Annotated in this window: 21 protein-coding genes, 1 tRNA gene and 3 pseudogenes; 16 read left to right on the forward strand and 9 right to left on the reverse strand. The window is 70.2% G+C overall.

All coding sequences use genetic code 11. The features are described 5' to 3' along the window. The first annotated feature begins 385 nt into the window (after positions 1 to 385). Positions 386 to 2,074, forward strand: coding sequence for a recombinase family protein (locus ACWC2B_RS09605; RefSeq protein WP_450715917.1), 1,689 nt, complete (start codon positions 386 to 388; stop codon positions 2,072 to 2,074). Here the strand turns inward: ACWC2B_RS09605 and ACWC2B_RS09610 are convergent. Both ACWC2B_RS09610 and ACWC2B_RS09615 read right to left on the reverse strand, forming a co-directional pair. Continuing rightward, positions 2,039 to 2,123 (reverse strand) — tRNA-Leu (locus ACWC2B_RS09610). The genes ACWC2B_RS09605 and ACWC2B_RS09610 overlap by 36 nt on opposite strands. Before the next feature lie 99 nt (positions 2,124 to 2,222). Continuing rightward, positions 2,223 to 2,690, reverse strand: coding sequence for a hypothetical protein (locus tag ACWC2B_RS09615; RefSeq protein WP_450715918.1), 468 nt, complete (start codon positions 2,688 to 2,690; stop codon positions 2,223 to 2,225). Between the two features lie 166 nt (positions 2,691 to 2,856). Between ACWC2B_RS09615 and ACWC2B_RS09620 the strand changes: the two genes are divergently transcribed. Continuing rightward, a complete protein-coding gene (locus tag ACWC2B_RS09620) occupies positions 2,857 to 4,173 on the forward strand; it encodes a DUF2254 domain-containing protein (RefSeq protein WP_450715919.1) in 1,317 nt (438 codons plus the stop codon). Positions 4,174 to 4,298: 125 nt separating this feature from the next. Here ACWC2B_RS09620 and ACWC2B_RS09625 read toward each other — a convergent pair. Continuing rightward, positions 4,299 to 4,740, reverse strand: a pseudogene (locus tag ACWC2B_RS09625) (aldehyde dehydrogenase family protein); the annotation flags it as partial. A 215-nt stretch (positions 4,741 to 4,955) separates the two neighbouring features. Between ACWC2B_RS09625 and ACWC2B_RS09630 the strand changes: the two are divergent. Further along, positions 4,956 to 6,143: a low temperature requirement protein A gene (locus ACWC2B_RS09630; protein WP_450715920.1), complete on the forward strand. Its 1,188-nt coding sequence runs from the start codon at positions 4,956 to 4,958 to the stop codon at positions 6,141 to 6,143. Further along, the gene (locus ACWC2B_RS09635) at positions 6,140 to 6,982 is read left to right on the forward strand and encodes an NAD(P)H-binding protein (RefSeq protein ID WP_450715921.1); all 843 of its coding nucleotides are present in this window, start codon (positions 6,140 to 6,142) and stop codon (positions 6,980 to 6,982) included. Before ACWC2B_RS09630 ends, ACWC2B_RS09635 begins: the two co-directional genes overlap by 4 nt. Before the next feature lie 23 nt (positions 6,983 to 7,005). Here the strand turns inward: ACWC2B_RS09635 and ACWC2B_RS09640 are convergent. Continuing rightward, positions 7,006 to 7,200, reverse strand: a pseudogene (locus ACWC2B_RS09640) (GntR family transcriptional regulator); the annotation flags it as partial. Between the two features lie 117 nt (positions 7,201 to 7,317). Here ACWC2B_RS09640 and ACWC2B_RS09645 point away from each other — a divergent pair. The 5 genes from ACWC2B_RS09645 (at position 7,318) to ACWC2B_RS09665 (ending at position 11,363) form a co-directional block, all read left to right on the forward strand. Then, positions 7,318 to 7,668, forward strand: coding sequence for a hypothetical protein (locus tag ACWC2B_RS09645; RefSeq protein ID WP_450715922.1), 351 nt, complete (start codon positions 7,318 to 7,320; stop codon positions 7,666 to 7,668). Positions 7,669 to 7,741: 73 nt separating this feature from the next. Continuing rightward, positions 7,742 to 8,659, forward strand: a complete 918-nt coding sequence (locus tag ACWC2B_RS09650; protein ID WP_450715923.1) for a DUF6891 domain-containing protein — start codon at positions 7,742 to 7,744, stop codon at positions 8,657 to 8,659. Between the two features lie 243 nt (positions 8,660 to 8,902). Beyond that, positions 8,903 to 9,445: a hypothetical protein gene (locus ACWC2B_RS09655; RefSeq protein ID WP_450715924.1), complete on the forward strand. Its 543-nt coding sequence runs from the start codon at positions 8,903 to 8,905 to the stop codon at positions 9,443 to 9,445. Positions 9,446 to 9,579: 134 nt separating this feature from the next. Next, positions 9,580 to 10,701 carry a sensor histidine kinase gene (locus ACWC2B_RS09660; protein ID WP_450716209.1) on the forward strand — a complete coding sequence of 374 codons (1,122 nt, stop codon included), beginning with the start codon at positions 9,580 to 9,582 and terminating at the stop codon, positions 10,699 to 10,701. Continuing rightward, entirely contained in the window at positions 10,698 to 11,363 is a 666-nt protein-coding gene (locus ACWC2B_RS09665) for a response regulator (RefSeq protein ID WP_450715925.1), read from the forward strand. The genes ACWC2B_RS09660 and ACWC2B_RS09665 overlap by 4 nt, the downstream gene beginning before the upstream one ends. Positions 11,364 to 11,424: 61 nt before the next feature. Here the strand turns inward: ACWC2B_RS09665 and ACWC2B_RS09670 are convergent, their stop codons facing one another. After that, the gene (locus ACWC2B_RS09670; RefSeq protein ID WP_450716210.1) at positions 11,425 to 12,363 is read right to left on the reverse strand and encodes a beta-ketoacyl-ACP synthase III; all 939 of its coding nucleotides are present in this window, start codon (positions 12,361 to 12,363) and stop codon (positions 11,425 to 11,427) included. 251 nt (positions 12,364 to 12,614) lie between these two features. Between ACWC2B_RS09670 and ACWC2B_RS09675 the strand changes: the two are divergent. The 6 genes and pseudogenes from ACWC2B_RS09675 to ACWC2B_RS09700 form a co-directional block, all read left to right on the forward strand. After that, positions 12,615 to 12,833: pseudogene (locus ACWC2B_RS09675) on the forward strand (hypothetical protein); the annotation flags it as partial. A gap of 4 nt (positions 12,834 to 12,837) precedes the next feature. Beyond that, a complete protein-coding gene (gene fdhD, locus ACWC2B_RS09680) occupies positions 12,838 to 13,677 on the forward strand; it encodes a formate dehydrogenase accessory sulfurtransferase FdhD (RefSeq protein WP_450715926.1) in 840 nt (279 codons plus the stop codon). A gap of 464 nt (positions 13,678 to 14,141) precedes the next feature. Next, positions 14,142 to 14,786, forward strand: a complete 645-nt coding sequence (locus ACWC2B_RS09685) for a polysaccharide deacetylase family protein (protein WP_450715927.1) — start codon at positions 14,142 to 14,144, stop codon at positions 14,784 to 14,786. Between the two features lie 130 nt (positions 14,787 to 14,916). Continuing rightward, positions 14,917 to 16,536, forward strand: a complete 1,620-nt coding sequence (locus tag ACWC2B_RS09690) for a purple acid phosphatase family protein (protein ID WP_450715928.1) — start codon at positions 14,917 to 14,919, stop codon at positions 16,534 to 16,536. A 562-nt stretch (positions 16,537 to 17,098) separates the two neighbouring features. Next, the gene (locus ACWC2B_RS09695) at positions 17,099 to 18,802 is read left to right on the forward strand and encodes a globin domain-containing protein (protein ID WP_450715929.1); all 1,704 of its coding nucleotides are present in this window, start codon (positions 17,099 to 17,101) and stop codon (positions 18,800 to 18,802) included. Positions 18,803 to 18,806: 4 nt separating this feature from the next. Further along, complete coding sequence (locus ACWC2B_RS09700) at positions 18,807 to 19,511, forward strand: pyridoxamine 5'-phosphate oxidase family protein (RefSeq protein WP_450715930.1); 705 nt, start codon at positions 18,807 to 18,809, stop codon at positions 19,509 to 19,511. Between the two features lie 26 nt (positions 19,512 to 19,537). Here ACWC2B_RS09700 and ACWC2B_RS09705 read toward each other — a convergent pair whose 3' ends face one another. From ACWC2B_RS09705 to ACWC2B_RS09715, 3 genes are all read right to left on the reverse strand, one after another. Then, entirely contained in the window at positions 19,538 to 19,942 is a 405-nt protein-coding gene (locus ACWC2B_RS09705) for a (2Fe-2S) ferredoxin domain-containing protein (RefSeq protein ID WP_450715931.1), read from the reverse strand. Between the two features lie 4 nt (positions 19,943 to 19,946). Next, positions 19,947 to 20,480 carry an isochorismatase family protein gene (locus tag ACWC2B_RS09710; RefSeq protein ID WP_450715932.1) on the reverse strand — a complete coding sequence of 178 codons (534 nt, stop codon included), beginning with the start codon at positions 20,478 to 20,480 and terminating at the stop codon, positions 19,947 to 19,949. Between the two features lie 94 nt (positions 20,481 to 20,574). Next, on the reverse strand, positions 20,575 to 20,982 hold the full coding sequence (locus ACWC2B_RS09715) for a MarR family winged helix-turn-helix transcriptional regulator (protein ID WP_450716211.1): 408 nt from the start codon (positions 20,980 to 20,982) through the stop codon (positions 20,575 to 20,577). 301 nt (positions 20,983 to 21,283) lie between these two features. Between ACWC2B_RS09715 and ACWC2B_RS09720 the strand changes: the two genes are divergently transcribed. Then, on the forward strand, positions 21,284 to 22,216 hold the full coding sequence (locus ACWC2B_RS09720; RefSeq protein ID WP_450715933.1) for a quinone oxidoreductase family protein: 933 nt from the start codon (positions 21,284 to 21,286) through the stop codon (positions 22,214 to 22,216). A gap of 245 nt (positions 22,217 to 22,461) precedes the next feature. On the opposite strand, the gene ACWC2B_RS09725 is transcribed toward ACWC2B_RS09720, so the two are convergent. Beyond that, a complete protein-coding gene (locus ACWC2B_RS09725; RefSeq protein WP_450715934.1) occupies positions 22,462 to 23,541 on the reverse strand; it encodes a bile acid:sodium symporter family protein in 1,080 nt (359 codons plus the stop codon). Between the last annotated feature and the right edge of the window lie 75 nt (positions 23,542 to 23,616).

Raw genomic sequence — 23,616 nt, forward strand, 5'->3', positions numbered from 1 at the left:
GCCCATAGATGAGGTTCTTGGCCCCTATCCCCCGCCTCCCGCGCACCCTTGCGCTCTGCGGCCCGTTGCGTCGGCACGGACTGGGGCCGCAAACGTCGCTTCCTCACAGAGGCAACCAAGGCCACACCGGTATGGCGGGAACGAAGAGCCCGTCCAGGTGATCACTCCGGAAGAACCCCCCGGCCTCAGCTCGGCCGCAGCTGAAATCTTGCTGCGCATCCTCCTTGCATCCCGCGAGAGCCGACCCCCCGAAGAGTGATCTGTGATCTGCTCAGCCGCCGTTCACGGTCGTCAGTGCGCCGGGCTGGCTCTCTGGCCCCGATCGAGGGTACGACGGTCGACCACCGGCCGCCCGGCCGCACCATCATCGCCACGGGAGTACGTCGTGATCAGATTTGCCTTCGCCGGACGCTGCTCGACCGAAGACCTCCAAGACCCGGAAGCCTCAAAGCACTGGCAACTCCTCCGGGCCAAAGGACTGATCGAACCAGTCGGCGGACACATCGTGGCCGAGTACTTCGACTCCGGCCACTCACGCGCCCTGCCGTGGAAGCGCCGCCCACACGCCGCCGCGCTGCTTCAGGACCTCCGCGACCCACAACGCGGCTTCGACGCCGTCGTCATCGGAGAACCTCAACGCACCTTCTACGGCAACCAGTTCGGAAACACCTTCCCGCTCTTCGTCCACTTCGCCGTACCGCTCTGGGTTCCAGAAGTCGGCGGGCCCATCGACCCCGACAACGAGGCCCACGACCTCGTCATGTCCGTCTTCGGCGGCATGAGCAAAGGCGAACGCAACCGCATCAAGATCCGCGTGCGCACCGCCATGGCCTCCCAGGCCCAGCTCGAAGGCCGTTACCTCGGCGGACGCCCCCCGTACGGCTACGCGCTGGAGGACGCCGGCCCGCATCCCAACCCTTCCAAGGCCGCCGACGGCAAGCGGCTGCACCGGCTCGTACCCGATCCTGTATCTGCGCCCGTGATTCAGCGGATCTTCGCCGAGTACCTGCGCGGCATGGGCTACCTGGCCATCGCCATCGGGCTAACCCTCGACAACATCCCCTGCCCGTCCGCCTACGACCGCCCGCGCAACTCCCACCGCCACGGCACCGCCTGGTCCAAAGGCGCCGTCGCCACCATCCTCAACAACCCGCGCTACACCGGCCACGAAGTATGGAACAAACAACACAAAGAAGAGGTCCTGCTCGACATCGACGACGTCACGCTCGGGCACCGCACCAAACAGACCTGGAACACCCCGGACCAGTGGATCTGGTCTGCGAACCCCGTCCACGAACCCCTCGTCACCCTGCAGGACTTCAAAGCCGTACAGACCGAGCGCCAGACACGCCACCACCGGCGCGATCATCCCCGGCCGCTGCTCCGCCGCACCCACCGCCCCTATCAACTCCGCGGACGGATGCGCTGCTCGCTCTGCCGCCGCACCATGCAAGGCAGCTTCAACAACGGCCACACGAACTACCGATGCCGCTACACCCAGGAATACGCACGCACCGCCGCCCTGGACCACCCACCAACCCTGTACCTCCGCGAAGACGCCGTAGTGCCCCCGCTCGACGCCTGGATCGCCAAGGTCTTCGAACCCGGCCGCCTCACCCGCACCCTCCGCGAACTGCAGCGCAGCCAGGAGCGCACCCTGTCCACCGCTCCCGAACTCGACGTCGCCCGCATCACCATCACCGACTGCGACCGCCGCATCGCCCAATACCGCGCAGCCCTCGACCGCGGCACCGACCCGGAACTCGTCACCGGATGGATCAACCAGACACAGACCGAGAAAGCAGCCGCCCAACGCCAACTCAGCGAGACCACCGCCGCCCGCCGCAGTGTGCTCACCGAACCCGAGATCCGCGACCTGGTCGAACAGCTCGACGACATCGCCGCGGCCCTGACGTCCGCCGCCCCCGAGAACAAACAGCGCCTGTACGAAGCCCTGGGCCTCAACCTCGTCCACTATGCAAAAGAGCGGATCGTGACTGTTGAGTCACAACCCGCTCTGATGTGCACACGTGGCAAGTGTCCGAGGGGGGACTTGAACCCCCACGCCCGATAAAGGGCACTAGCACCTCAAGCTAGCGCGTCTGCCATTCCGCCACCCGGACTAGGTGTTGTCTTCGCGGTGTGTTCCCCGCGGCGACATAGAGAACTCTACCAGGGGTTCGAGGTGCTGTTCACCCGCATATTGCGTGGTCAGGCGAGCGTCACGCCTTGTTCGCCGCTATCCAGTCGTCGTTCGCCTGCCAGGCGTACAGAGTGTGGCCCTCCATATACGCGTAGTACAGGTCGCAGCGGGCCGCCGCCCGTTGCTCGGCGTGCTTGGGGAACCACGCCGGCTTCATGGCCGGCGGCTTCGGGGTCGTGTCCGGCTTGTGGGGCCTGCACGTGGGCGGGAGGGACGCCGAGGGGAGGGTGGCCTTCAGGAGGCGGTCGCCTCCGGTCGTCTTCATCGCGTACTCGATGCGCTTCGCCTCGTCGGGGAGCCAGCGGGGTACGGAGGCGCGGTCGCGCTTCGCCTCCTTGCCGGAGCTGTAGGAGGCAGCCTCGTCGTGGCGGTTCTGGAACCAGTCCTTCGCGGCCGGTACGGCTACGACCGCGGCGAAGCCGACGGCCACCGCCACCGAGACGGCGGCGAGGACGATGGTCCGGGTCCTGGTACGGCCAGTGGACATGGTTCCTGCTCCCTTGGTCGGCTCAGCCGCGTTCGTTTCGTCGTCTTCCATTGTTCTGGCGCGGGTGTACGGATTCGTACTCCGTGAGGACCAATGCGTGTACGACTGTGGGACCACACGGCGGCGTGGCGGCATCAACACTGCGGCGCAGGCCTAGCCTCGCCGGGTGAGCAAGGGCAAGGGATACCGGCGGCCGCGTGCGCTTTCGCCGCTGCGGGAGCATCTGCGGGACACCTTCTGGTTCGCGCCGACCGCGGCCATGGTGTTGATCTTCGTGCTGTGGACCGGCGCGTACGAACTCGACGCGGCGATCATCCGGCTGCTCCAGGACCACCAGGAATTCGACGCGGTCGACGAGCTCATCCGGGTCGTCAACGACGCCAAGACCGTGATCAACACGGTCAGCTCGGCGATGATGACCTTCATCGGCGTCGTCTTCAGCATCTCGCTCGTGGCCGTGCAGATGGCCGGTGGGCAGTTCACCCCCCGTGTGGTCCGGATCTTCGTGCGCTCCCGGATCACCAAGCTGACCTTCGCCGTCTTCCTGGCCACGTTCACACTGTCGCTGCTCGTGCTCACCTCCTTCGAGGGCGAGACCGACCCGCGCCTTGTGACCACCGTTCCGTTTCTGCAGAGCGTCCTGACGCTGCTCATGGTCGCGCTGAGCCTCTTCCTCTTCATCGCGTACGTGAACTCCACGCTGCGGCTCATGCGGGTCGGGCACGTCGTCGACCGGATCACCGGTGAGGCATTGCGGGTCGTGGACAAGATGCCTCGTGGAGGTCTCGACGGGCTCGACCTCGGCCCGGAGACCGCTCGGGTCGCTCACAGCGGGCGAGCCGGCGTACTGCGGGATGTGAACATCGCCCGACTGGTGCGGGCCGCGCGGCGGCAGGGCGTGGTGCTCCGGCTCATTCCCCGCATCGGGGACTTCGTGGTGCCGGGCACCCCGCTGTTTTCGGTGCACGGGAGTGATGAGGCCGGAGTGCCATCGCGGGGCGCGCTGCGCTACACCGTGGCGGTGGGTGTGGAGCGTACGTTCCACCAAGACCTCGGGTTCGGGCTCCGTCAGCTCTCCGACATCGCCCTGCGGGCTCTCTCGCCGGCCGTCAACGACCCGACCACCGCCGTTCAGTGCCTCGACCGCATCGTGCAGTTGCTCACCGCGCTGGCGGACCGGCCGCTCGGAGCCGTGGGGCATCCGGACGGCAAGGGTGAGGTCCGGCTCGTCCAGGACGTTCCGGCCTGGGCCGATCTCGTCGACCTCGGCTTCGCCGAGATCCGGCTCTGCGCGGTCGGAAACCCGCAGGCCACCCGCCGGATCATGGCGGGGCTCGACGACCTGCTCCGGCTCGCCCCCGCACCGCGCCGCGAGCCGCTGCTCCGGCACCGGGAGCTTCTCGCGCAGGCCGTCGCGCTCGCGGTGCCGGAGGCGGCCGAGCGCGCCTTCGCGTTGGAACCGGACCGGCAGGGAATCGGGTGACATCGACCTGCCGGTCCGGGGTACGGGATGAGCCGAGCGGCCCGATCTCTACGGGATGAGCTGGTACGCCGGGAAGTTGCCCGGGGCGCGCTCGCCCGCCGGGCCCTCGGTGACCGCGCGGACCAGGAGTTCGCCGCGTTGATGAGCGGGCCGAAGTCCAGGGCGGGCAGGGCGTCTTCGGGGTGCTCCACTGCCAAGGGGTGGCCGGTGCGTACGGTGCGTATGGTCGGCAGGTAGACGGCCAGGAACTGGTCGAACAGGGTGCGCTGGACGACGAGCCGGGGGTAGGCGGTGCAGCGCTGCTTGCCGTAGTCGAAGAGCTTGGGGATGACGGAGGAGAGCGCGTCCCGGTCGGGGAAGTTCCAGATTCCCCAGGTGTTGAGGCCCTCCTGTTCCAGGATGTGCCGCTTGCCGAGGTCGGCGACGGCCGTGGCGAAGCGATACGGGCGCCGGTGTCGCGCCCGCCGACGAAGGACACGCAGCCGATTTCGGGGAACGGACGAGGGCTTCGGAGAGTTCGCCGCCGCTGCCGCTGACCAGGGTGACCGGGATGCCCTCGCGTATAGCGGCGGGCTGCACAGCCTGCTGCTACGCCAGCCCGGCCGGCCGGCTGGACCAGGGTGCGGGACATCGCGGCCAACCCGCAGCCTCTCAGCCGAGAGGTGGTGTAGGCCCACATGTGGCTGCGGCCGCCCCGGAGTTGAGACGGACCGGGGCGGCTTCGCTGTGCTCGGCTAGTGTGTCGGCCGCATATACGAACGACATGCCTGCTGGGGGAACGTATGTCTGCCGTCGACGGCATCACGGTGGAGGCGGGGAGCGTCGCAGGGCGCCGGGTCTCCACGCTGGAGCTCTTCTTCGACCTCGTCTTCGTCTTCACGATCACACAGCTGACCGTGCTGCTCACCCATGACCTGTCCTTCGCGCAGGCCGGCCGGGTACTGCTGATCTTCGCCGTCCTGTTCTGGATGTACGGGGCCTACGCCTACCTCACCAACCAGGTGCCGCCGGAGACCAACGCCCGTCGCTTCTCACTGATCCTCGGCATGTGTGGGTTCCTCATATGTGCGCTGGCCGTACCAGGGGTGTTCACCACCAACGGCGTCGCGTTCGGCCTTGGGTTCCTGCTGGTCACCGTGGTGCACAGCGCCCTGTACGCGCTCCTTCACGGGCGGTACGTCCTGAGCTTCGCGCTCACCAACGTTCTCGCGGCGCTGTGTGTGACGTCGGCGGGCACGGTGAGCGGCCGGGCCGCCGAAGGGCTGTGGCTGGCCGCGCTGGTGCTGCAGGCCGTCACGCCCGTCCTGTCGAGCCGCATCACCTCGGACGTGGACGGCGAGCGGATGCCGGTCACGGGCCGGGTGGGCGCGCTCGACCCGGCGCACTTCGTGGAGCGGCACGGCCTGCTCCTCATCGTCGCGTTCGGCGAGTCCGTGATCGCCATCGGTGTCGGATCCGGCGAACTCAAGCTGGACTGGGGCCTGTTCGGCGGCGTGGTCCTCGCCCTCGCCCTGGCGACCGCGCTGTGGTGGACGTACTTCATCCGCGACGAAGAGGCAGCCGAGGAGGCGCTGCGCGCGCTGTCCGGGCTCGCCAGGTTCCGGGTGACGATGCTCGCGTACTACTACAGCTTCGTGCCGATGCTGCTCGGGGTCGCGGTGCTCGCGGCCGGGGTGAAGAAGTCCATCGGGCACCTTCCCGAGCAACTGCCCACCGCTCCGGCCGTCGCGCTGGCGGGCGGGGTGACGCTCTTCCTCGGGGGGAACGTCGCCTTCCGCGCGGTGCTGCGCATCGCACCGCTCGGCTTCCGCGCGGCCGGCGCGACAGCCGCCCTCGCCACGATCCCGCTCGGGACCCGTGTCTCCTCCCTCGCCGAGCTGTTCGCCCTGGTGTTGGTACTGGTCGCGATGCTGCTGGCCGAGGCACGGTGGGCGCCTTGCCCGCACGACGACGACAGGGGAAGCGCATGATTCTGGTGACCGGCGCGACGGGAAACGTGGGGTCCCAACTGGTCCGGATCCTGGCCGAGTTGCTCGACGGCACCGGCGAGGAGGTGCATGCGCTCAGCCGGTCCGGCAACCCGGCGGGGCTGCCCGCGAACGTCATGGCGATCGCCGGAGACCTCAACCACCCGGAGACCTTCGCGGCCTCACTCGCCGCGGCACGCACGCTGTTCCTGATGCCCGGCTACGACAACATGGCGGCCACCCTCGCCGCGGCCCGGGCGGGCGCGGCCGAGCACGTCGTACTACTGTCCGGTGGCTCTGCCGGCGGCGGCGACCTCACCAACGCCGTGTCCCGGTACATGATCCAGTCCGAGACCGCGGTACGGAAGTCCGGGCTGCCCTGGACGTTCCTGAGGCCGAGGATGTTCATGTCCAACACCGTTGAGTGGGCGGAGCAGTTGAGGCAGGGCGATGTGGTGCGGGCGCCGTTCGCTGGAGTGCGGGCCGCCGTGGTCGACCCGTACGACATCGCCGCGTGCGCGGCCGCGGCGCTGACCGGCCAGGGCCACCACGAGCGTATCTACCCGCTCTCCGGGCCCGAGTCGCTGCTCCCTGCCGACCGGGTACGGATCCTCGGCGAGGTCCTCGGCCGCGACCTCACCTGCGTGGGCGTCCCCGACGACGAGGCGTACCGGGAGATGTCGGCGCGCATGCCCGTGCCGTACGTCGACGCGTTCTTCAGCTTCTACGTGGACGGCACGCTCGACGAGTCGGGCGTGGTGGACACGGTGGAGGAGGTCACCGGGCGCGCTCCGCGCACCTTCCGGGAGTGGGCCGCGGCGCACGCCGATGCGTTCCGGTAAGCCGTCTCGGAGTCGGGCGGGCGCGCGGCGATCCCGGCCGACCCGGAGTTGGCCGCGGCGAGCCGGGCCGCCTCGGCCTCCAGGAGCGTACGCACCGAGAGCGGCTGGTCGGCCTCCTCCTCGATGGGCTGGTGGACGAACGCGTCCTGCGCGGGCCGCAGGTCGAACCAGCCCTCGGTGTCGAGCCGCTGGAGCGCCTCGCGCACGGGCTGCCGGGAGGGCACCGACAGAGCCGACAGACCGGAGGACGTATCCGGCCCGGCCGTTGGGCAGTTGACCGGTTGGACTTCTCTGCCGGGCGGAACTCGGACGGTCCGCTGATCGTCCTACAGCACATGCCTTCCACACTTGTACTTGGTGTCGACCCGCACACAGTCCCCGGCCTGGACGGCGACGCCATGCGCGCGGTCCTCGACAAGGAGCTGGCGCGCTTCGGCGAGCACGGCATTGACGCGTCCATGGCTCTGATCGCGTTGGACGAGACGGCCGAGTCCACGGTGATCGGCGCGCTGACCGCGCATGCGTGGGACGTCGTCGTCATCGGGGGCGGAATCCGCAAGCCCGAGGCTCTGCTCGTCTTCTTCGAGGTGGTCGTGAACCTGGTCCGCCAGCATGCCCCGGCGGCCGCGATCGCGTTCAACACCAGCGGGGGCGACAGCGTGGAGGCGGCCGAGCGGTGGCTCTGAAACGGAGCCCGCGCCAGGAGCCGCAAGGCAAGCGCGCCTTGAGTTGTCAGTGCCGCGTGCGACAGTGAACGACATGCTTGCGATCACAGTCGAGACGGAGAACGGGCAGCGGCACACCAGGGCCACCGCCGAGCAACTGGCCGGGCTTGTCCACCGGATCGGCGGGGAGGACGACAGGTTCCTGGTGGTCGGGCGGATCCCCGATCTGCCCGATGTGTTCGTCCAGGTGTGGCACGAAGCGGATGGCGGCTACACACTGCAGTACCGTGACGGCGCGCCCGACCGGCACTTCGAGACGACACTCGACGAACCCGGGCCCGTGGTCACGGCCATGACCGGATGGGCGCGTGCGAGGGAGGACTGGCATGCCGGGCTCGACTGGGAGCGGCTGGACTTCGGACCCCCGGCGCCCGTTCCCCCGCTGGAGCTCGACGACGAGGCCCGCGGGCTGCTTGAGGCACGGGTCCGTGAGGTGATCGTGGGCGGCTACGCGACGCGCCAAGAGCTGGCGGAGCTCGCCGAGGACTATCTCGTGACGGGCGACTCCCGGCCCGTATCGCCGCAACAGGCACGGGAGTTGGTGGACCGGATGTGGCTGGATCGTGTGGCGGAACAGGCCGCCTGGGCGGACGACGAGACGGCCCCCGAGCGGATCACCCGGGCCTTCGGCGTTCTGGAGACGGCCGGTCTCACTGCCCGGGAGCACTTCACCTGTTGCCGCTCCTGCGGCCAGTCGGAGATAGGCGGGGCGGGCGCACCGGACGCCCGCGGCTTCGTCTACTTCCACTCCCAGTCCACCGACGCGGCCGCGGCCGGGCACGGACTGACGCTGCACTACGGCGGTTTCGACGGCTCGCCCGAAACCACCGCGTCGGTGGGCCGGGAGGCCGTGGCCGCACTGGAGCAGTGCGGCCTGTCGGTGGAGTGGGACGGTGACCCCGGTCAGGCCATCAACGTCACACCGCTGGACTGGCGCAAACGCCTCGCGTGAGCCAGGAGGTCACACCAGGCAGGGCGGCCCGGGCCCGCATCGGCCGCTGCGCCGGCCCTTCCGTCTCCTCGGCCTCCGCCTCGCCGGGAGCATCCGCGCGTACGCCGCCAAGCGCGCCGGGGGCGAGGTCCGGGCACGGACGTGTCCGCAGGCGGGGTGGACACGGAACGGCCGGCGATCTCCACCCCTGGTTCCACCCATGGGTCCAGGTGTGTGAGGCCGGGCGACAGCAGTCTTGAGGGCATGACAATGACCGACTGGATCACCGACATCGCGCTCGTCCTCGTCGTCTTCCGGCAGCTGCGGGAAGGCCGACTGGACCTCAAATCCTTCCTGATCCCGCTGGCGATCGTGGCCTTCGTCGCCCACACCTACCTCGACTCCATCCCCACCGCCGGCAACGACTTGGTGCTCGTCGGAGCGCTGATGGCCGTAGGTGCGGCGCTCGGCATCGCAGGCGGCGTCTACACCCGTATCCGCGTCGCGGGCGAGCACCTGCTGATCAAGGCCGGTGCGGTCTCCGCGATCCTGTGGGTGCTCGGCATGGGCGCCCGGATGGGCTTCCAGGTGTGGGTCGAGCACGGCGGCTCCGACGACGTCGCCCGGTTCAGCGTCGCCCACCACATCACCACGGACCAGGCGTGGGTCGCCGCCTTCGTCCTGATGGCGCTCACCGAGGTGGTCACAAGGCTCGCCACGATCTTCCTCCGCAGCCGGACGGTCGCCCGCCAGGAGCCGCGAGTGGCCGCGATGCCTGCCGCCCGCACGCTCGACCGTACGGCCTGACCATGAACTCTCGACCGTACGGCCTGACCGTGGGCTATGGTCGCGCCGTGCCCGAAGCCCAGAGCGCCCCGGCCTCCGGGCCGGCCTCGCCCCAAGAGGCCGGCCCGCGGGCCGTGCCCGATCAGGATCCGCGTATGCAGTGGGCCCTGACGCTGTTCGTCATCGGTTCCGCGATCTGGACGGTCCGGCCGCTGGACCTCAGCGGCCGGGGCCTGGCATGCGGCGCCCTGCTCCTGGTCAACTGCGTCGCGCTGGCGGCCAGGCACCTGCCCGAGGACAGGGTTCCCCCACGCGTCGCCCTGGTGTGGCTGACGGCCGGCGTCGTCGCCGCGGCGGCACTGCTCGGCGTCAGCAGCAGCGGCACGGGCTACCTCTTCGCGTACTTCCTCGTCGGGCACATCGGGTTCCGCCTTGAGACGAGACGTGCCCTCACTCTCGCGGCGCTGTGCGGTGTGCTGTGCAGCGGCGTGCTGTACTTCCGCGCCGGCTCCGGCCACGATCTGCTGCCCTGGGCGCTCGGCCTGACCACCGGCGCCCCGGTCCTGATCGGCATCCTCAACCGCAGCAACCGGCAGGCCGTACGGGCGGCGATCTCGGCGGCCGAGTCGGCGGAACGGGCGGCCCGCGCCGAGGCCCAGGCCGCCGTACTGACCGAACGCGGCCGGATCGCCCGTGACGTGCACGACGTCCTGGCTCACTCGCTGGCCGGCATCAACATGCAGCTGGAGCTTGCCGACGCGCTGATCGACACCGGCGACCTGGACAAGGTCCGCGAGGCGAACAGGAAGGCGCACAGCATGGTCAAGGAGAGCCTCAAGCAGGCCCAGTGGACCGTGTACGCGCTGCGTGAGGACTCCCTGCCGCTGGTCGGGAGTCTGACCGCGATGCTGGAGTCGTCCGGCCACCGCGACGCGCTGACCGTTGCGGGGACCGCCCGCGAAGTGCCGTCCCGGGTGACCCAGAACCTGCTGCGGATCGCTCAGGAGGCGCTGACCAACGCGGCCCGGCACGCGCCCGGCGGCGATGTCCGCGTGGAGCTGACCTTCGCCGAAAAGTCCATGAGACTGACGGTGAGCAACAGTCCGGCGACCCGTAGGGTGAGCGCGGACGTCGGCAGCGGGATGGGGCTCATCGGCATGCGCGAACGGGTCGCCCTGCTGGGCGGAACGATCACAGCGGGCCCGGTCGTGGCCGACCCGGACGACGGCGGACCGGACGAGGGCGGCTGGCAGGTGGAGGCAGTGATCCCGGGATGAGTGAACCGACACGGAACGCGCAGCGGTTGAAGGTGATCGTGGCGGACGACCAGGCCGCCGTACGGGAGCCGCTGGCCACGGTCCTCGGCCTGTCCGAGGACATCGACGTCGTCGCGGCCGCCGCCGACGGGGCCGAGGTGCTCACCGCGGTCGCCGCGGGGCCGGTGGACGTGGTCCTGATGGACCTGCGCATGCCGGTGATGGACGGCATCGAGGCGACGCGGCGGCTCACCGAGGAGCATCCGGAGGTGGCCGTGGTCGTACTGACGACCTTCGCCGACGACGACTCGATCCTGGCCGCGCTGAGCGCCGGGGCCCGCGGGTACCTGACCAAGAACGCGGGGCGCGAGGACATCGCCCGCGCCATCCGCGCGGCCGCGGCGGGCCAGTCCGTCCTCGACCGCGAGGTCCAGGACCGGCTCCTGGCCACGGCCCGCACCAAGGCCCCGACGCCCGAACAGCCGCTGCCCGGCGACATCACACCGCGCGAACGCGAGGTGCTGACCCTGATCGGCCAGGGCCTGCCGAACCGGGCGATCGCCGAGAAGCTCTTCATCAGCGAGGCCACGGTCAAGACCCACATCAACAACCTGTTCGCGAAGGCCGACATCACAAGCCGCGCCGACGCCGTACGCCGGGCCATCGCGGCCGGCCTGACCTGACCCCGCTACGGCACTCGGGCCCTCCCGAGGCGCCGCGTCGCAGGCGCGACCACCCCGCCCGTCACGGGCAGCGTACGACCTGACCCGCGTACGAGAGGTTGCCGCCGAAGCCGAAGAGCAGGACCGGGTCGCCGGTGCTGATCTCGCCGCGTTCGACCAGCTTGGACAGGGCCATCGGAATGCTGGCCGCCGAGGTGTTCCCGGATTCGACGACATCGCGGGCGATGACCGCGTTGACGGCGCCGATCTTGCGCGCGACGGGTTCGATGATCCTCAGATTGGCCTGGTGCAGCACGACCGCGGCCAGGTCCTCGGGGGTGAGCCCGGCGCGCTCGCACACCTCGCGGGCGATCGGCGGCAGCTGGGTGGTGGCCCAGCGGTAGACGGACTGGCCCTCCTGCGCGAACACGGGCGGCGTGCCCTCGATGCGTACCGCATGCCCCATCTCGGGCACCGAACCCCACAACACCGGGCCGATGAGGGCCTGTTCACTCGCCTCGACCACCGCGGCGCCGGCTCCGTCGCCGACCAGGACGCAGGTGCTGCGGTCGGACCAGTCGGTCACCGCCGTCATCTTGTCCGCGCCGATGACCAGCGCCCGCTGCGCGGTGCCGGTGCGCACCAGGCTGTCGGCGGTGGCGAGCGCGTGCGTGAACCCGGCGCACACCACGTTGAGGTCCATCACCGCGGGCGAGCCCATGCCGAGCCGGGCGGCGACCCGGGCGGCCGTGTTCGGCGAGCGGTCGACGGCCGTGGAGGTGGCGACCAGGACCAGGTCGATGTCGGCCGGGCCGAGACCCGCGCCGGCCAGCGCCTTCGCTCCGGCGTGCGCGGCCAGTTCGTCCACCGGCTCGTCGGGGCCCGCGACATGACGGGTGCGGATGCCGACCCGGCTGCTGATCCATTCGTCACTGGTGTCGACCAGCTCGGCGAGGTCGTCATTGGTGAGCACCTTGGCGGGCTGATAGTGCCCGACGGCGACAACGCGCGAGCCTCGCATGCCGGTCATGACGGATCTCCTCGGTACGAGCATGGACGGTTGATCGGGTACGAGCACGGACTGCTGACATCCGGAGCCATCCAGTCTTCGTGGCTACTGATGGGTACAGGGGCGCGAGATCCAACAGGATTCACTGCCGCACCTTTGGAGGCTTGTGTCAGCGTTTCGCCCGGGGGAAGCCCGAGGAGCGTCCGAGCCGAGAGCGTCAAAGGTCTTGATTACCCGGGAAAGGCATACTGCAGACGGCGCGGACGGGGAGGACCACCGTGCGCGCGTACCGCGGCGTCGGCTGCGACCTCACCCTCCACGTGCAGGACAATGAGATCGTCAAGGTCACCTCGCCGAACCACAACCCGGTGACCCACGGCAACCTGTGCGTCGAGGGACACTTCGGCTTCCGGCACGTACAGACACGAGACCGACCAGACCGACCAGATCAACGAGACCGACGAGAGCGATCGAGGGACTGAGGACATGGGACGGGTCACCGAGCGCCGCCGCGTCATCCGCATCCGGGACGGGGTGGTCTCGGCCCGCCCGGACACCCTGGTCGCCGAAGAGCCCTTGGAGATCCGGCTCAACGGCAAACCCCTCGCGATCACGATGCGCACGCCGGGCGACGACTTCGCGCTCGCGGCCGGGTTCCTGGTCAGCGAGGGGGTGCTCGGCGCCGCGTCCGAGCTCCAGTCGATCGTGTACTGCGCGGGCGCTACAGCGGACGGGCACAACACGTACAACGTGGTCGACGTGAAGCTGGCGCCGGGCGTCGCGGTGCCCGACATCACCCTCGAACGCAACGTGTACACGACGTCCTCGTGCGGTCTGTGCGGCAAGGCCAGCCTGGACGCCGTCCGTACGCAGGCCCGCTTCCCGATCGCCGACACTCCCCCGGTCCGGGTGGAGCCCGAACTGCTCGCGAGCCTCCCCGACCGGCTGCGCGCGGCGCAGCGGGTCTTCGACCGGACCGGGGGTCTGCACGCGGCGGCGCTCTTCTCGCCGGAGGGCGAACTGCTCGACATACGCGAGGATGTAGGCCGCCACAACGCGGTCGACAAGCTGGTGGGCCGCGCGCTCCAGGACGACCGGCTGCCGCTGTCGCGCTGCATCCTGCTGGTGTCGGGCCGGGCCTCCTTCGAGCTCGTCCAGAAGGCGGTCATGGCGGGCATCCCGTTCCTCGCGGCGGTCTCCGCGCCGTCCTCGCTCGCCGTCGACCTGGCCGCCGAGTCCGGACTCACCCTGGTGGGCTTCCTGCGCGGCAGCTCCATGAACGTGTACGCGGGGGACGAGCGCATCGCCCTGCGCTCGGGCGTCTGACCCGCCGCCGACCGAGCGGCCCGGCGGCCAGAAGCGCCCCTGCGCCGGCCGGGGCTTTTGCCGCCCCTACCGCTTACCACCCCTACCGATCCGAGGGGTGGGGCCCCTGGTCCGGAGCTGGCCACCGGCCGGGATGCCTCCCAGGCCAGGGCCACCGACCGGCTCGTCAGGCACCTGCTTAGGCTGACGACGTGCGGCGAGTGGCGCTGCCTCGAACCTCGATCGGAGAAAGCGGCGCGATGCGTGTGAGTCGGCGTACGGTCCTTGCGGTAGCGACAGGTGGAGTGCTCACCGGGTGCTCAGGACCGGCGAAGCCCGCCCCGGCCGTCCCCATTCCCACTGCCTCGCCCTCCTCATCGGCGACGGGTTCGCCCGGACCCTCCGCACCACCGGCCGACGGGCCGACAAGGGGCGAGATCGTCGCCCGATACGGCAAACGGACCTCCACCGGCTGGGGGCTGAACGTGCCGGGAGCGCTCTCCCGGCTGTCGGTCGGCGGGAAGACGGCCGCGCTGACCTTCGACGCATGTGGAGGCAAGGGGGGCAGCGGATACGACAGCGCACTCATCGCGTTCCTGCGCCGACGCTCCGTCCCCGCAACCCTGTTCATCAACTCCCGCTGGATCGACGAGAACCCGTCGGTCTTCAAGGAGCTCGCCGCCGACCCGCTCTTCGAGATAGCCAACCACGGCACCCGGCACCTCCCGCTCTCCGTCTCCGGGCGCTCCGCCTATCGAATACCCGGCACCCGGGACGCGGGCGAGGTCTTCGACGAGGTCTCGGGCAACCGCGCCAAGCTCGCCGGTCTGCTCGGCCATCCACCCCGCTTCTTCCGCTCCGGTACGGCCTACTGCGACGACGTGGCCGCCAGAATCGTCACCGATCTCGGAGAGCGCTTCGCGAGTTTCGACGTCAACAGCGACGGCGGGGCGACCTTCACACCCGCTCAGGTACACCAGGCCATGCAAGGCGTACGCCCGGGCTCGGTCGTCATAGGCCACATGAACCATCCGCAGGGCGGCACCGCACGCGGAATCAGCAGCTCGGTCCCTCAACTCCTCGACAGGGGCTACGTGTTCGTGCGCCTGTCGGACGCGGTCAAAGCCTGATCAGGGGTCCTGTGCGGGGCCCGGGCTGCCAGCACTCCGCGCCGCCCCGCACAGCACTTGAGCAAGCCGACTCGCATGTCGCCTGAGTAAGGTGCACCCGGTCAACTTCCTTCCAGCAAAAGGGTGTTACATGCCGATCGCGCGGAGATCAGTACTGACCGGCTCGACGGCGGCCGCGGCCGCCACCGCCCTCGGCACCGCAGGACACGCCGACGCCGCCGGTCAGTCGCGGCCCGCACCGTTCCCCTTGCTTCAGCGCACGCCGGGCCGTATAGGCGCGCCGGGTGTGGCCGGGCTGCACCTTCAGTTCGGCGCGGACCCCGCCACCGAGATGACCGTCTCCTGGATCAGCCCCCAGTCCGTGCGCCGCCCGCACGTGCGCCTCGGCTCCCCCGACTCGGGCACCGGCCGGGTGGTCGATGCCGAGACCCGCACGTACCGCGATGGACTCTCCCGCGAAGAGGTGTACGTCCACCACGCCCGCCTCACCCACCTGCGACCGGACACCACCTACCTGTACGCGGCTGGGCACGAGGGCGCCGCGCCGGAGACCGGTTCGTTCACCACGGCGCCGCGCGGGCGCACCGCGTTCACCTTCACCAGCTTCGGCGACCAGGGCGCACCCAATCTGCGCCGGGCCGTCCAGTGGCCGACGGGCGGCGCCCCCTCGCCCTCGGGGCGCTTCCCGCTCTACACCAGCAGCCAGGCCGGCACCGCGGCCTCCGCCGACATCGTGGCCGCGGTGGAACGCGTCGAGCCGCTGTTCAACCTGGTCAACGGCGACCTGTGCTACGCCTCGGCGGCCGGCGTCTTCGGCCAGAACCGGGTGGCGACATGGGCGGACTGGTTCATCGGCAACAGCCGCTCGACGCGACTGCGGCCGTGGATGCCCTGCGTCGGCAACGGCGAGAACGAGAAGGGCAACGGGCCGCTGGGGGTGACCGGTTACCAGACCTACTTCACTCTGCCCGGTTCGGCGGCCTCCACCGACCCGGAGACCCGGGGCCTGTGGTACGCCTTCACGGTCGGCGGAGTCCGGTTCGTCAGCCTGGCCAACGACGACGTGGCGATCCAGGACACCGGCGACACGTATGTGCGGGGCTACTCGTCCGGGGCCCAACGCCGTTGGCTGGAACGGGAGTTGAAGGCGGCACGCGCGGACCGCGGCATCGACTGGATCGTCGTCTTCATGCACCACCCGATGATCTCCAGCAGTCGCAGCGGAAGCGGAAGCGACCTCGGGATCCGACAGGCCTGGGGTCCGCTCTTCGACACCTACGGGGTCGACCTGGTGCTCAGCGGCCACGAGCACTACTACGAGCGCTCGCTGCCGGTCCGGGGCACACTGCCGAACGAGGCCCGCACCCCGGTCCCGGTCTCCACGAGCACCGATGTCGCGGACACCGCCAAGGGCACCGTCCACATGATCATCGGGAACGGCGGGAACTTCGCGACCACGCAGGACGACCTGTTCGAGGAGCCCAAGGGGCGCGTCGTGGTCGATCTGAGCAAGGAGACCGAGGGCCGTCACCGCAAGGCGGTCTTCGTCACCGAGGACGCCCCCTGGCGCGCCGTCCAGGACCGTACCCACACCCACGGCTTCGCGGCCTTCGACGTGGATCCGGGCGACACCCGCACCGGTCGCACGCGTATGCGGGTCACGTACTACACCTTCGACGGCCCCTACGGAGACCTCACCCCCGTGGACACCTTCACCCTGGAACGGCCCCGCGGGGACGTACGGCGCTGAGGGACGGAGGGAACGTACGGCACCGAGGAGACGAGGGGACGGACGACTCCGAGGGAACGAAGGGAGTGTAGGAAATCCCCCATCCGCCTGGGCGAATTGCCCTGAGTCCCAGGGATTTGCCCGCGCACCGGTTTGTATTCCCGTCCCGCCATGGCGCCGAATATGGGACATGTGCGACCCAGATCGATTTCAGCAAGCCTGAGTGGAGTGTCCGCAGACCAGGGGTTGCGGTTTGAACTGCTGCCGGTATGGTCTAGTCCGACTCAGAGGAATGACCAACTCCGCAGTCCGGAAAGAAAGGCGGGGAAGCCCACGAATCGTGCGGCGAGATGCCGCGGAGCCGGGTTTTACGGCCATGCGTCGGCAGGGTGAGCCATGCCGACGTCAGCCCCGGGACGAGGCCCCGCCCCCACCACCAGGCGTAGCATTTGTCCACTTTGGGAGATTTTACTGGCGCGGCGAAGGCCGTTCCAGAATTCAAAGGCAGCTCACGGCAATTCCGAATTCCTTCCGCATCACGGAATGCGAAGACGACCGAAAGACGTGCGAGGCGAGGCAGATCATGGACGCTCCCACGACGACGGGCGATAACAGCTCTTCCGGCGGCAGCAATGGCGAGCGGGGTTGGTTCACTCCGCCGAACAAGTCCTCTGCCAGTCCCAGCAGGTTGCGGCAGGATGAACACGAAGACGCTGAAGACAGTGCCGTTCGTGTCCCCGCGCAGTACGGCATGCCCCGCAGCGCACCGAATCCCATTCGCCCGGTCGGCAACACGGCGGAGCGAATGCGCAGACCGGCGCCACCCGAGCCACCTGCCGCGTCAGCTTCCCCCTACCGCCCCGAAGACGACCCGGGACCCGAGGGGAGCCACCCCCCGGCCCCGGATGCGGCGCCGGCCGCTGAAGCCATCACGACGGCTGAAGCCATGACGTCCACCGGAGCCGTGACGTCCACCGAACCCGTCACGCACGACGCGGCCGAACCCGTGGACGCGAGCCCAGAGCCCGCACCCGACACCTGGCCCGCGGCAGCGGTTCACCACGCGCCCTCCCCGGCGAACTCACCGGACCCCGACCCCCATGCGGGCGCCCAGGCCGGCCCCGAAGCCGACGCCGCCCCAAAGGCCGCCTCCCCCACCGCCGTCCTCATCCGGCGCACCATGGCGGAGATCGAGCCCGTGGCCGACAAGGTCACGTCCTACTTCTACGCGCTGCTGTTCGTCCGGCACCCCGATCTGCGCGCCCTCTTCCCCGCAGCGATGGACACCCAGCGCGACCGTCTCTTCAAGGCCCTGCTGACGGCGGCCGAGCACGTCGACGACGCCGACACCCTCGGCGACTACCTGTCCCACCTCGGCCGCGGCCACCGCAAGTACGGCACCCGGCCCGAGCATTACCCGGCCGTCGGAGAGTGCCTGCTCGGTGCGCTCGCCCGATACGCACCCGACACCTGGAACCCGGAGACCGAAACGGCCTGGGTGACCGCGTACACCGCGATCTCGCAGATCATGATCGATGCGGCCGCCGCGGACGAGGCCCTCTCCCCCGCCTGGTGGCACGCCGAGGTCGTCTCCCACGAGCTGCGCACCCCCGACATCGCGGTCGTGACCGTACGCCCCGACCAGCCCTACCCCTTCCTCGCCGGTCAGTACACGAGCCTGGAAACCCCCTGGTGGCCGCGCGTGTGGCGGCAGTATTCCTTCGCGTCGGCCCCGCGCTCCGACGGTCTGCTCTCCTTCCACGTCAAGGCGGTTCCGGCCGGCTGGGTCTCCGGGGCACTCGTGCACCGCGCCCGCCCCGGCGACGTCATCCGCCTCGGCCCTCCGGCCGGTTCCATGACCGTGGACCACACCACGGACAACGGACTGCTGTGCCTGGGCGGCGGCACAGGGATCGCCCCGATCAGGGCGCTGGTCGAGGACGTCGCCGAGCACGGCCGCCGCCGCCTCGTGGACGTCTTCTACGGCGCCCGCAGCGGAAGCGACCTGCACGACATCGACCCCCTGCTGACGCTGGCACGCAAGCACCCGTGGCTGTCCGTGCGTCCGGTCGTCGCGACCGGACCGGCGGGCGGCGAGGCGAACAGCATCAGCGGTCAACTGCCCGACGCCGTAAGGCAGTACGGGCCGTGGCGGGCGTACGACGCGTATCTGTCCGGACCCGCGGCCATGGTGCGCAGCGGTGTGGACGCGCTGGTGGGAGCCGGCATGCCGTCCGACCGCATACGGCACGACTTCATCGAAGAGCTGGTCATGGCGGGAGACTGAGGACTTGGCAACAGAGATCGAGCACGGCAGGGCAGCGGAGCAGGGAGGGGTACGACCCGGCAGCGACGGCGAGCACCTGATGCAGCGTCACCTGGGCACCACCGAGCGGGCCGACCGCTTCTACGACGACCAGGTCCTCGACCAACTCAACCCGCGCATGCGGGAGTTCGTCGGGCGCCAGGAGATGTTCTTCCTGGCCAGCGCCGACCGCCGGGGCGAGTGCGACTCCACCTTCCGGGCCGGCCCGCCCGGCTTCGTCCGGGTCCTCGACGAGCGCACCCTGATCTACCCCGAATACCGCGGCAACGGCGTCATGGCCTCGATGGGCAACATCGCGGAGAACCCCCAAGTGGGCATCCTGATGGTCGACTTCACCCGGGACCGTATCGGTCTGCACGTCAACGGCCGGGCTCGCATCCTCCTGGACGAGGAAGTCCGCGCCCACCACCCCGAAATCCCCCTCGACCCGGCCCCCGGCCGCCGCGCCCGCCTGTGGGTGGAGGTGACGGTGCAGGAGGCCTACATCCACTGCGCCAAGCACATCCCCCACATGCAGAAGGTCCCCCCGCAGCAACGTGCCGCCCGCGACTGGGGCACGGACGACTACCGCCGCAAGGGCGGAGACTTCTTCGGCGCGGCAGAACGGGCGACCGCGCCCAGCCATCACGCCCGGCACCCCGACACCGCACCGGCCTCCGAGGTGTACTGACCCCGGCTCACTCAGCGATACGCGCCTCAGCGGGCCCGCTTCCGGGCCTCTGAAGGTGGCGGAATCATTTGGAGGGCCAGGGTGGCCGGGGGTTCGGCGACGCCTGGGCCGCCTTGGTCCGCCCAGGCCAGGATGTCGTCGGTGGCGTCGTCGTCGAGGATCCAGCCGAGCCAGGCCGCACGGGCGCCGCGCTGGCGGGCCCGGGCCGAGGGCTGGACCACGATCACGTTGGCCTGGCCGCAGGGGCCGAGGCAGTCGGTGGTGCGTACGGCGAGCCGGCCGCCGGACTCGGCGGCCGCCGTACGCAGCCGCTCCAGCTGGCGCGTGTGGTCGGTGCCGGGGTTCTTGGCGGCGTCGCCGCAGCAGCACCCGCGGCACACGACGAGGGTGCAGGGGCGTGAACCGGCCGCGGATATCGAGAACTTGGGCATGTGATCAGCCGAATCCGATGGCGGAGGCGGTGACGACCGTTCCGAGGCGGGGGAAGTTCAGGGCGACCGCGGCCCGGTGTTCGTCCTCGGTCAGCGCGGCCATCGCATCCTCGGCGAACAGCAGGTCGTAGCCGAGGTCGGCGGCCGCGCGGGCCGTCGACTCGACGCCGAGGTTGGTGGCGATGCCTCCGAACACGAGGGTGTCGATGCCGCGCTCCGCGAGCAGATCGTGCAGGCCCGTCCGGTGGAAGCCGCCGATGGTCCGCTTCACCACGATCAGGTCGCCCTCGACCGCGAGACCCGCGACGAGCTCGCTGCCGGGCGGCTGGGCGGACACCCCGGGACGTTCGACCCGTACGAGCACGACGGTCGCGCCCGCCGCACGGAAGGCGTCCGCCAACTCCCTTGCCGTATCCACCACTTGCTCTCCGGAGCGCGGGGCGAGCGGCAGCGCCGTGATGCGGTCCATGAGGTCGACGAGGACGAGCGCGGTGCGCGCGGGGTCGAGGGTGGCGGGCTCGCCTTCGAGTGCGGTCATGGCGGCACCGTACCGGCCCCGATGATCTAGACCGTACGCCGGGGACCTGTTCAGGCCACGGGCAGGCTCGGGAGCAGGCCCCGGAAGGAAACCGTTACGCCTCGTGCAGGCGCGCCAGCAGCGCCACGAGGCGGCGCGCTTCGGCGGGGGCGAGCGGCGCGAGGAGCCGGGCGTTGGCCTCTTCGGCCACGGCCGCGCAGCGCGCGAGGAGGTCCTGGCCGGCCGGGGTGACGGTGACCGCGTTCTTGCGGCGATCCCTGGGATCGGGCTCGCGGACGGTGAGGCCGTCGGCCTGGAGGTCATTGAGGATGCCGACCAGGTCCTTGGGGTCGATGGCCAGCCTGCGACCGAGGTCGGCCTGCGCGATCGGGCCGAGTTCGGACACCGCGGCCAGCACCGCGTGGTGCAGCATCTTCACGCCCTGCTCCGCCAGCGCCTCCGCGACCAGACCCCGGCCGCGCGCCGCGACCCGGCCGATCAGCCAGCTGGGCAGCGACTGGATGTGCTGGAGCGGGGGGAGGTCCGCCTCTGGCCCGTCGGAGGCGGGTGGTCCGAGTGCGGGCGACACAGCCTCGGGCGTCTCCGCCGGGGGCGATGGAAGCGCGGCGTCAATCCCGCCGTCGTCCGGGGCGCCGTTGACCGGGGCCTGGTTGAGAGCGCTCTCACTCGCGCGGCGGGTCCTGCTGGTCATGCGAGCCATGTGCACACCCTAACCGAAAAAACATTGGACTTCCCAACGATCCAATTTCCGTCTACCGTTGGAACTCCCAACGAGTTTCCCACCGCTGCCCCAGGAGCGTGCAATGCGTCGTGTCCGGTACGAAGTCAACGGCGGCCCCGAAGTCCTGTTCGTCGAGGACGCCGCCGCGCCCGAGCCCGGGCCGGGCGAGGTGCTGGTCGACGTCGAGGCGATCGGAGTGACCCTGCCGTCCGTCCGCAAGGTTCGCGAGGGCCGCGAGCCGATCCCGCTGGGCGGCGAGGTCGCCGGCACGGTGGCCGCGCTCGGCGAGGGCGTCACCGGATTCGCCATCGGCGACCGGGTGACCGGGCTCTGCTTCTCGCACGGCTACGCCGAACAAGCCGTCCTCCACGTGGCCATGACCTCGCGCATCCCCGCCCACGCCACCGCCGTGGACGCCATCGCCCTGGTCCGCAGCGGGCTGGTGGCACGCGGCGCCTACGAGTCGGGGCGCCCCGAGCCCGGCGAGTCGGTCCTGGTCACGGCCGCCGCGAGCGCGATCGGCACGATGGCCCTGCAGCTCGCCGGGGCAGGCGGCGCGAAGCGCGTTGTCGCCGCCGTCAGCTCTGCCGAAAAGGCGGACTTCGTAAGGGAGTTGGGGGCGGACGAGGTCGTCCTGTACACGGACGAGACCTGGGGCGAGCCGGTCGACATCGTCATCGACGCGGTCGGTGGCGAGCTGCTCGGCCCGGCCGTGAGAGCGCTCTCGCCCGGCGGGCGCCTCGTCGCGTTCAGTTCGGGCGGCGGCACCATCGAGGCGTACGACCTGCTCGTGGGCGGCAAGTCGGCCATCGGCTTCCAGATGGGCATCATCGCCCGCAACAAGCCCGCGCTGTACGCCCGTTGGCTCGACGAACTGTGGGAGCTGCACGCCGCCGGAAAGCTGCGAACCTCCGTCGCGGCCGAGCTGCCGCTCGCCGACGCGGCCCGAGCCCACGAACTGATCGAGTCCCGCCGCAACCTCGGGAAGGTGGTGCTGGTGACGGGGCGGGCGTGACCTGGAACGGCGGCCGGACCATCGCCCACACCGCCCGCCCCCCTGCCGCGAGCCGTCTCCCGCCGACCGCCTGCCACCTGCCACCTGCCACCTGCCACCTGCGTCCGACAACTCGCCTGCCCTGTCCGATGGTTGACCCAGCGAAGGCACGCACCCTCCATCATCACCTGGGCTCGACAACCCGCTCGCCCCAGTCGATGCGGTACGAGTACTGCCAGGCCATCCGCTTCTCCGGCTTGAGAGCCCTAGCTTCCGACCCGTACGCCCCGCTCGCCGTCCGCTTCCTCCCCATCCGCTTCCTCGCAGTCGGCTTCCTCGCGTGCGGCAGCCGAGCCCGGCCCGGACTGCGGCAGTACGTCGCGAGCCCGGCGCTTGGCGATCACCGCGCAGACCATCAGCTGCATCTGGTGGAACAGCATCAGCGGCAGCACGGCCAGCGAGGCCTGGGCGCCGAACAGCACGCTCGCCATGGGCAGGCCGGCGGCCAGGCTCTTCTTCGAGCCGGCGAACTGGATCGCGATCCGGTCGCCCCGGTCGAAGCCGAGCCGCTTCGCTCCGTACCAGGTCAGCGCGAGCATCCCGGCAAGGAGTACGGCCTCGACGGCGAGCAGCGCGCCGAGCCTGGCCACGCTCACCTGGTGCCAGATGCCGCGGACCATGCCCTCGCTGAACGCGCTGTAGACGACCAGCAGGATCGAGCCCCGGTCGACGTACCCGAGGACCTTCTTGTTCCGGACGAGGAACCCGCCGACCCAGCGCCGCAGCAACTGCCCGGCCAGGAACGGCACCAGGAGTTGCAGCACGATCTTGAGGAGGGAGTCCGCGGAGAAGCCGCCCCCGCTGTTGCCGAGCAGGCCCGCCGCGAGCAGCGGGGTGAACAGGATTCCGGCGATGCTGGAGAAGGAGCCGGCGCAGATCGCGGCGGGTACGTTGCCGCGGGCGATCGAGGTGAACGCGATCGACGACTGGATCGTGGAGGGCACGAGGCAGAGGAAGAGCAGACCGTTGTACAGGTCCGGCGTCAGAACGAACGGGACGAGCCCCTTCGCCGCCAGGCCGACCAGCGGGAACGCCACGAACGTGCAGGCAAGCACGGTGACGTGGAGCCGCCAGTGGCGCAGCCCGACCATCGCCTCGCGGGTCGAGAGCCGGGCCCCGTACAGGAAGAAGAGAAGCGCGACGGCCCCGGTCGAGGCGCCGCTCGCGACGTGGGCGGCCGCCCCGGAGGCCGGGAGCAGGGCGGCGATTCCCACCGTGCCGAGCAGCGCGAGTATGTACGGGTCGACCGGCAGCCAGGACGGCAGCTTCGGGGTGCGGCGGCTCATGTGCTCCACTAACGGTGCGTTTGTGTGTGCGTCCGGCATGTGTGCGTCCGGCATGTGTGCGTCCGGCATGTGTGT

This window comes from Streptomyces sp. NPDC001415, assembly GCF_053597395.1.

Bases quoted from the DNA above. Each gene is read 5' to 3' on its own strand.
- ACWC2B_RS09615 (WP_450715918.1), bottom strand. From the start codon at position 2,690: ATGTCCACTGGCCGTACCAGGACCCGGACCATCGTCCTCGCCGCCGTC.
- ACWC2B_RS09635 (WP_450715921.1), top strand. From the start codon at position 6,140: ATGATTCTGGTGACCGGCGCGACGGGAAACGTGGGGTCCCAACTGGTC.
- ACWC2B_RS09725 (WP_450715934.1), bottom strand. From the start codon at position 23,541: ATGAGCCGCCGCACCCCGAAGCTGCCGTCCTGGCTGCCGGTCGACCCG.
- ACWC2B_RS09655 (WP_450715924.1), top strand. From the start codon at position 8,903: ATGACAATGACCGACTGGATCACCGACATCGCGCTCGTCCTCGTCGTC.
- ACWC2B_RS09650 (WP_450715923.1), top strand. From the start codon at position 7,742: ATGCTTGCGATCACAGTCGAGACGGAGAACGGGCAGCGGCACACCAGG.
- ACWC2B_RS09660 (WP_450716209.1), top strand. From the start codon at position 9,580: ATGCAGTGGGCCCTGACGCTGTTCGTCATCGGTTCCGCGATCTGGACG.
- ACWC2B_RS09670 (WP_450716210.1), bottom strand. From the start codon at position 12,363: ATGCGAGGCTCGCGCGTTGTCGCCGTCGGGCACTATCAGCCCGCCAAG.
- ACWC2B_RS09710 (WP_450715932.1), bottom strand. From the start codon at position 20,480: ATGACCGCACTCGAAGGCGAGCCCGCCACCCTCGACCCCGCGCGCACC.
- ACWC2B_RS09705 (WP_450715931.1), bottom strand. From the start codon at position 19,942: ATGCCCAAGTTCTCGATATCCGCGGCCGGTTCACGCCCCTGCACCCTC.
- ACWC2B_RS09630 (WP_450715920.1), top strand. From the start codon at position 4,956: ATGTCTGCCGTCGACGGCATCACGGTGGAGGCGGGGAGCGTCGCAGGG.
- fdhD (WP_450715926.1), top strand. From the start codon at position 12,838: ATGGGACGGGTCACCGAGCGCCGCCGCGTCATCCGCATCCGGGACGGG.
- ACWC2B_RS09720 (WP_450715933.1), top strand. From the start codon at position 21,284: ATGCGTCGTGTCCGGTACGAAGTCAACGGCGGCCCCGAAGTCCTGTTC.
- ACWC2B_RS09645 (WP_450715922.1), top strand. From the start codon at position 7,318: ATGCCTTCCACACTTGTACTTGGTGTCGACCCGCACACAGTCCCCGGC.
- ACWC2B_RS09690 (WP_450715928.1), top strand. From the start codon at position 14,917: ATGCCGATCGCGCGGAGATCAGTACTGACCGGCTCGACGGCGGCCGCG.
- ACWC2B_RS09665 (WP_450715925.1), top strand. From the start codon at position 10,698: ATGAGTGAACCGACACGGAACGCGCAGCGGTTGAAGGTGATCGTGGCG.
- ACWC2B_RS09695 (WP_450715929.1), top strand. From the start codon at position 17,099: ATGGACGCTCCCACGACGACGGGCGATAACAGCTCTTCCGGCGGCAGC.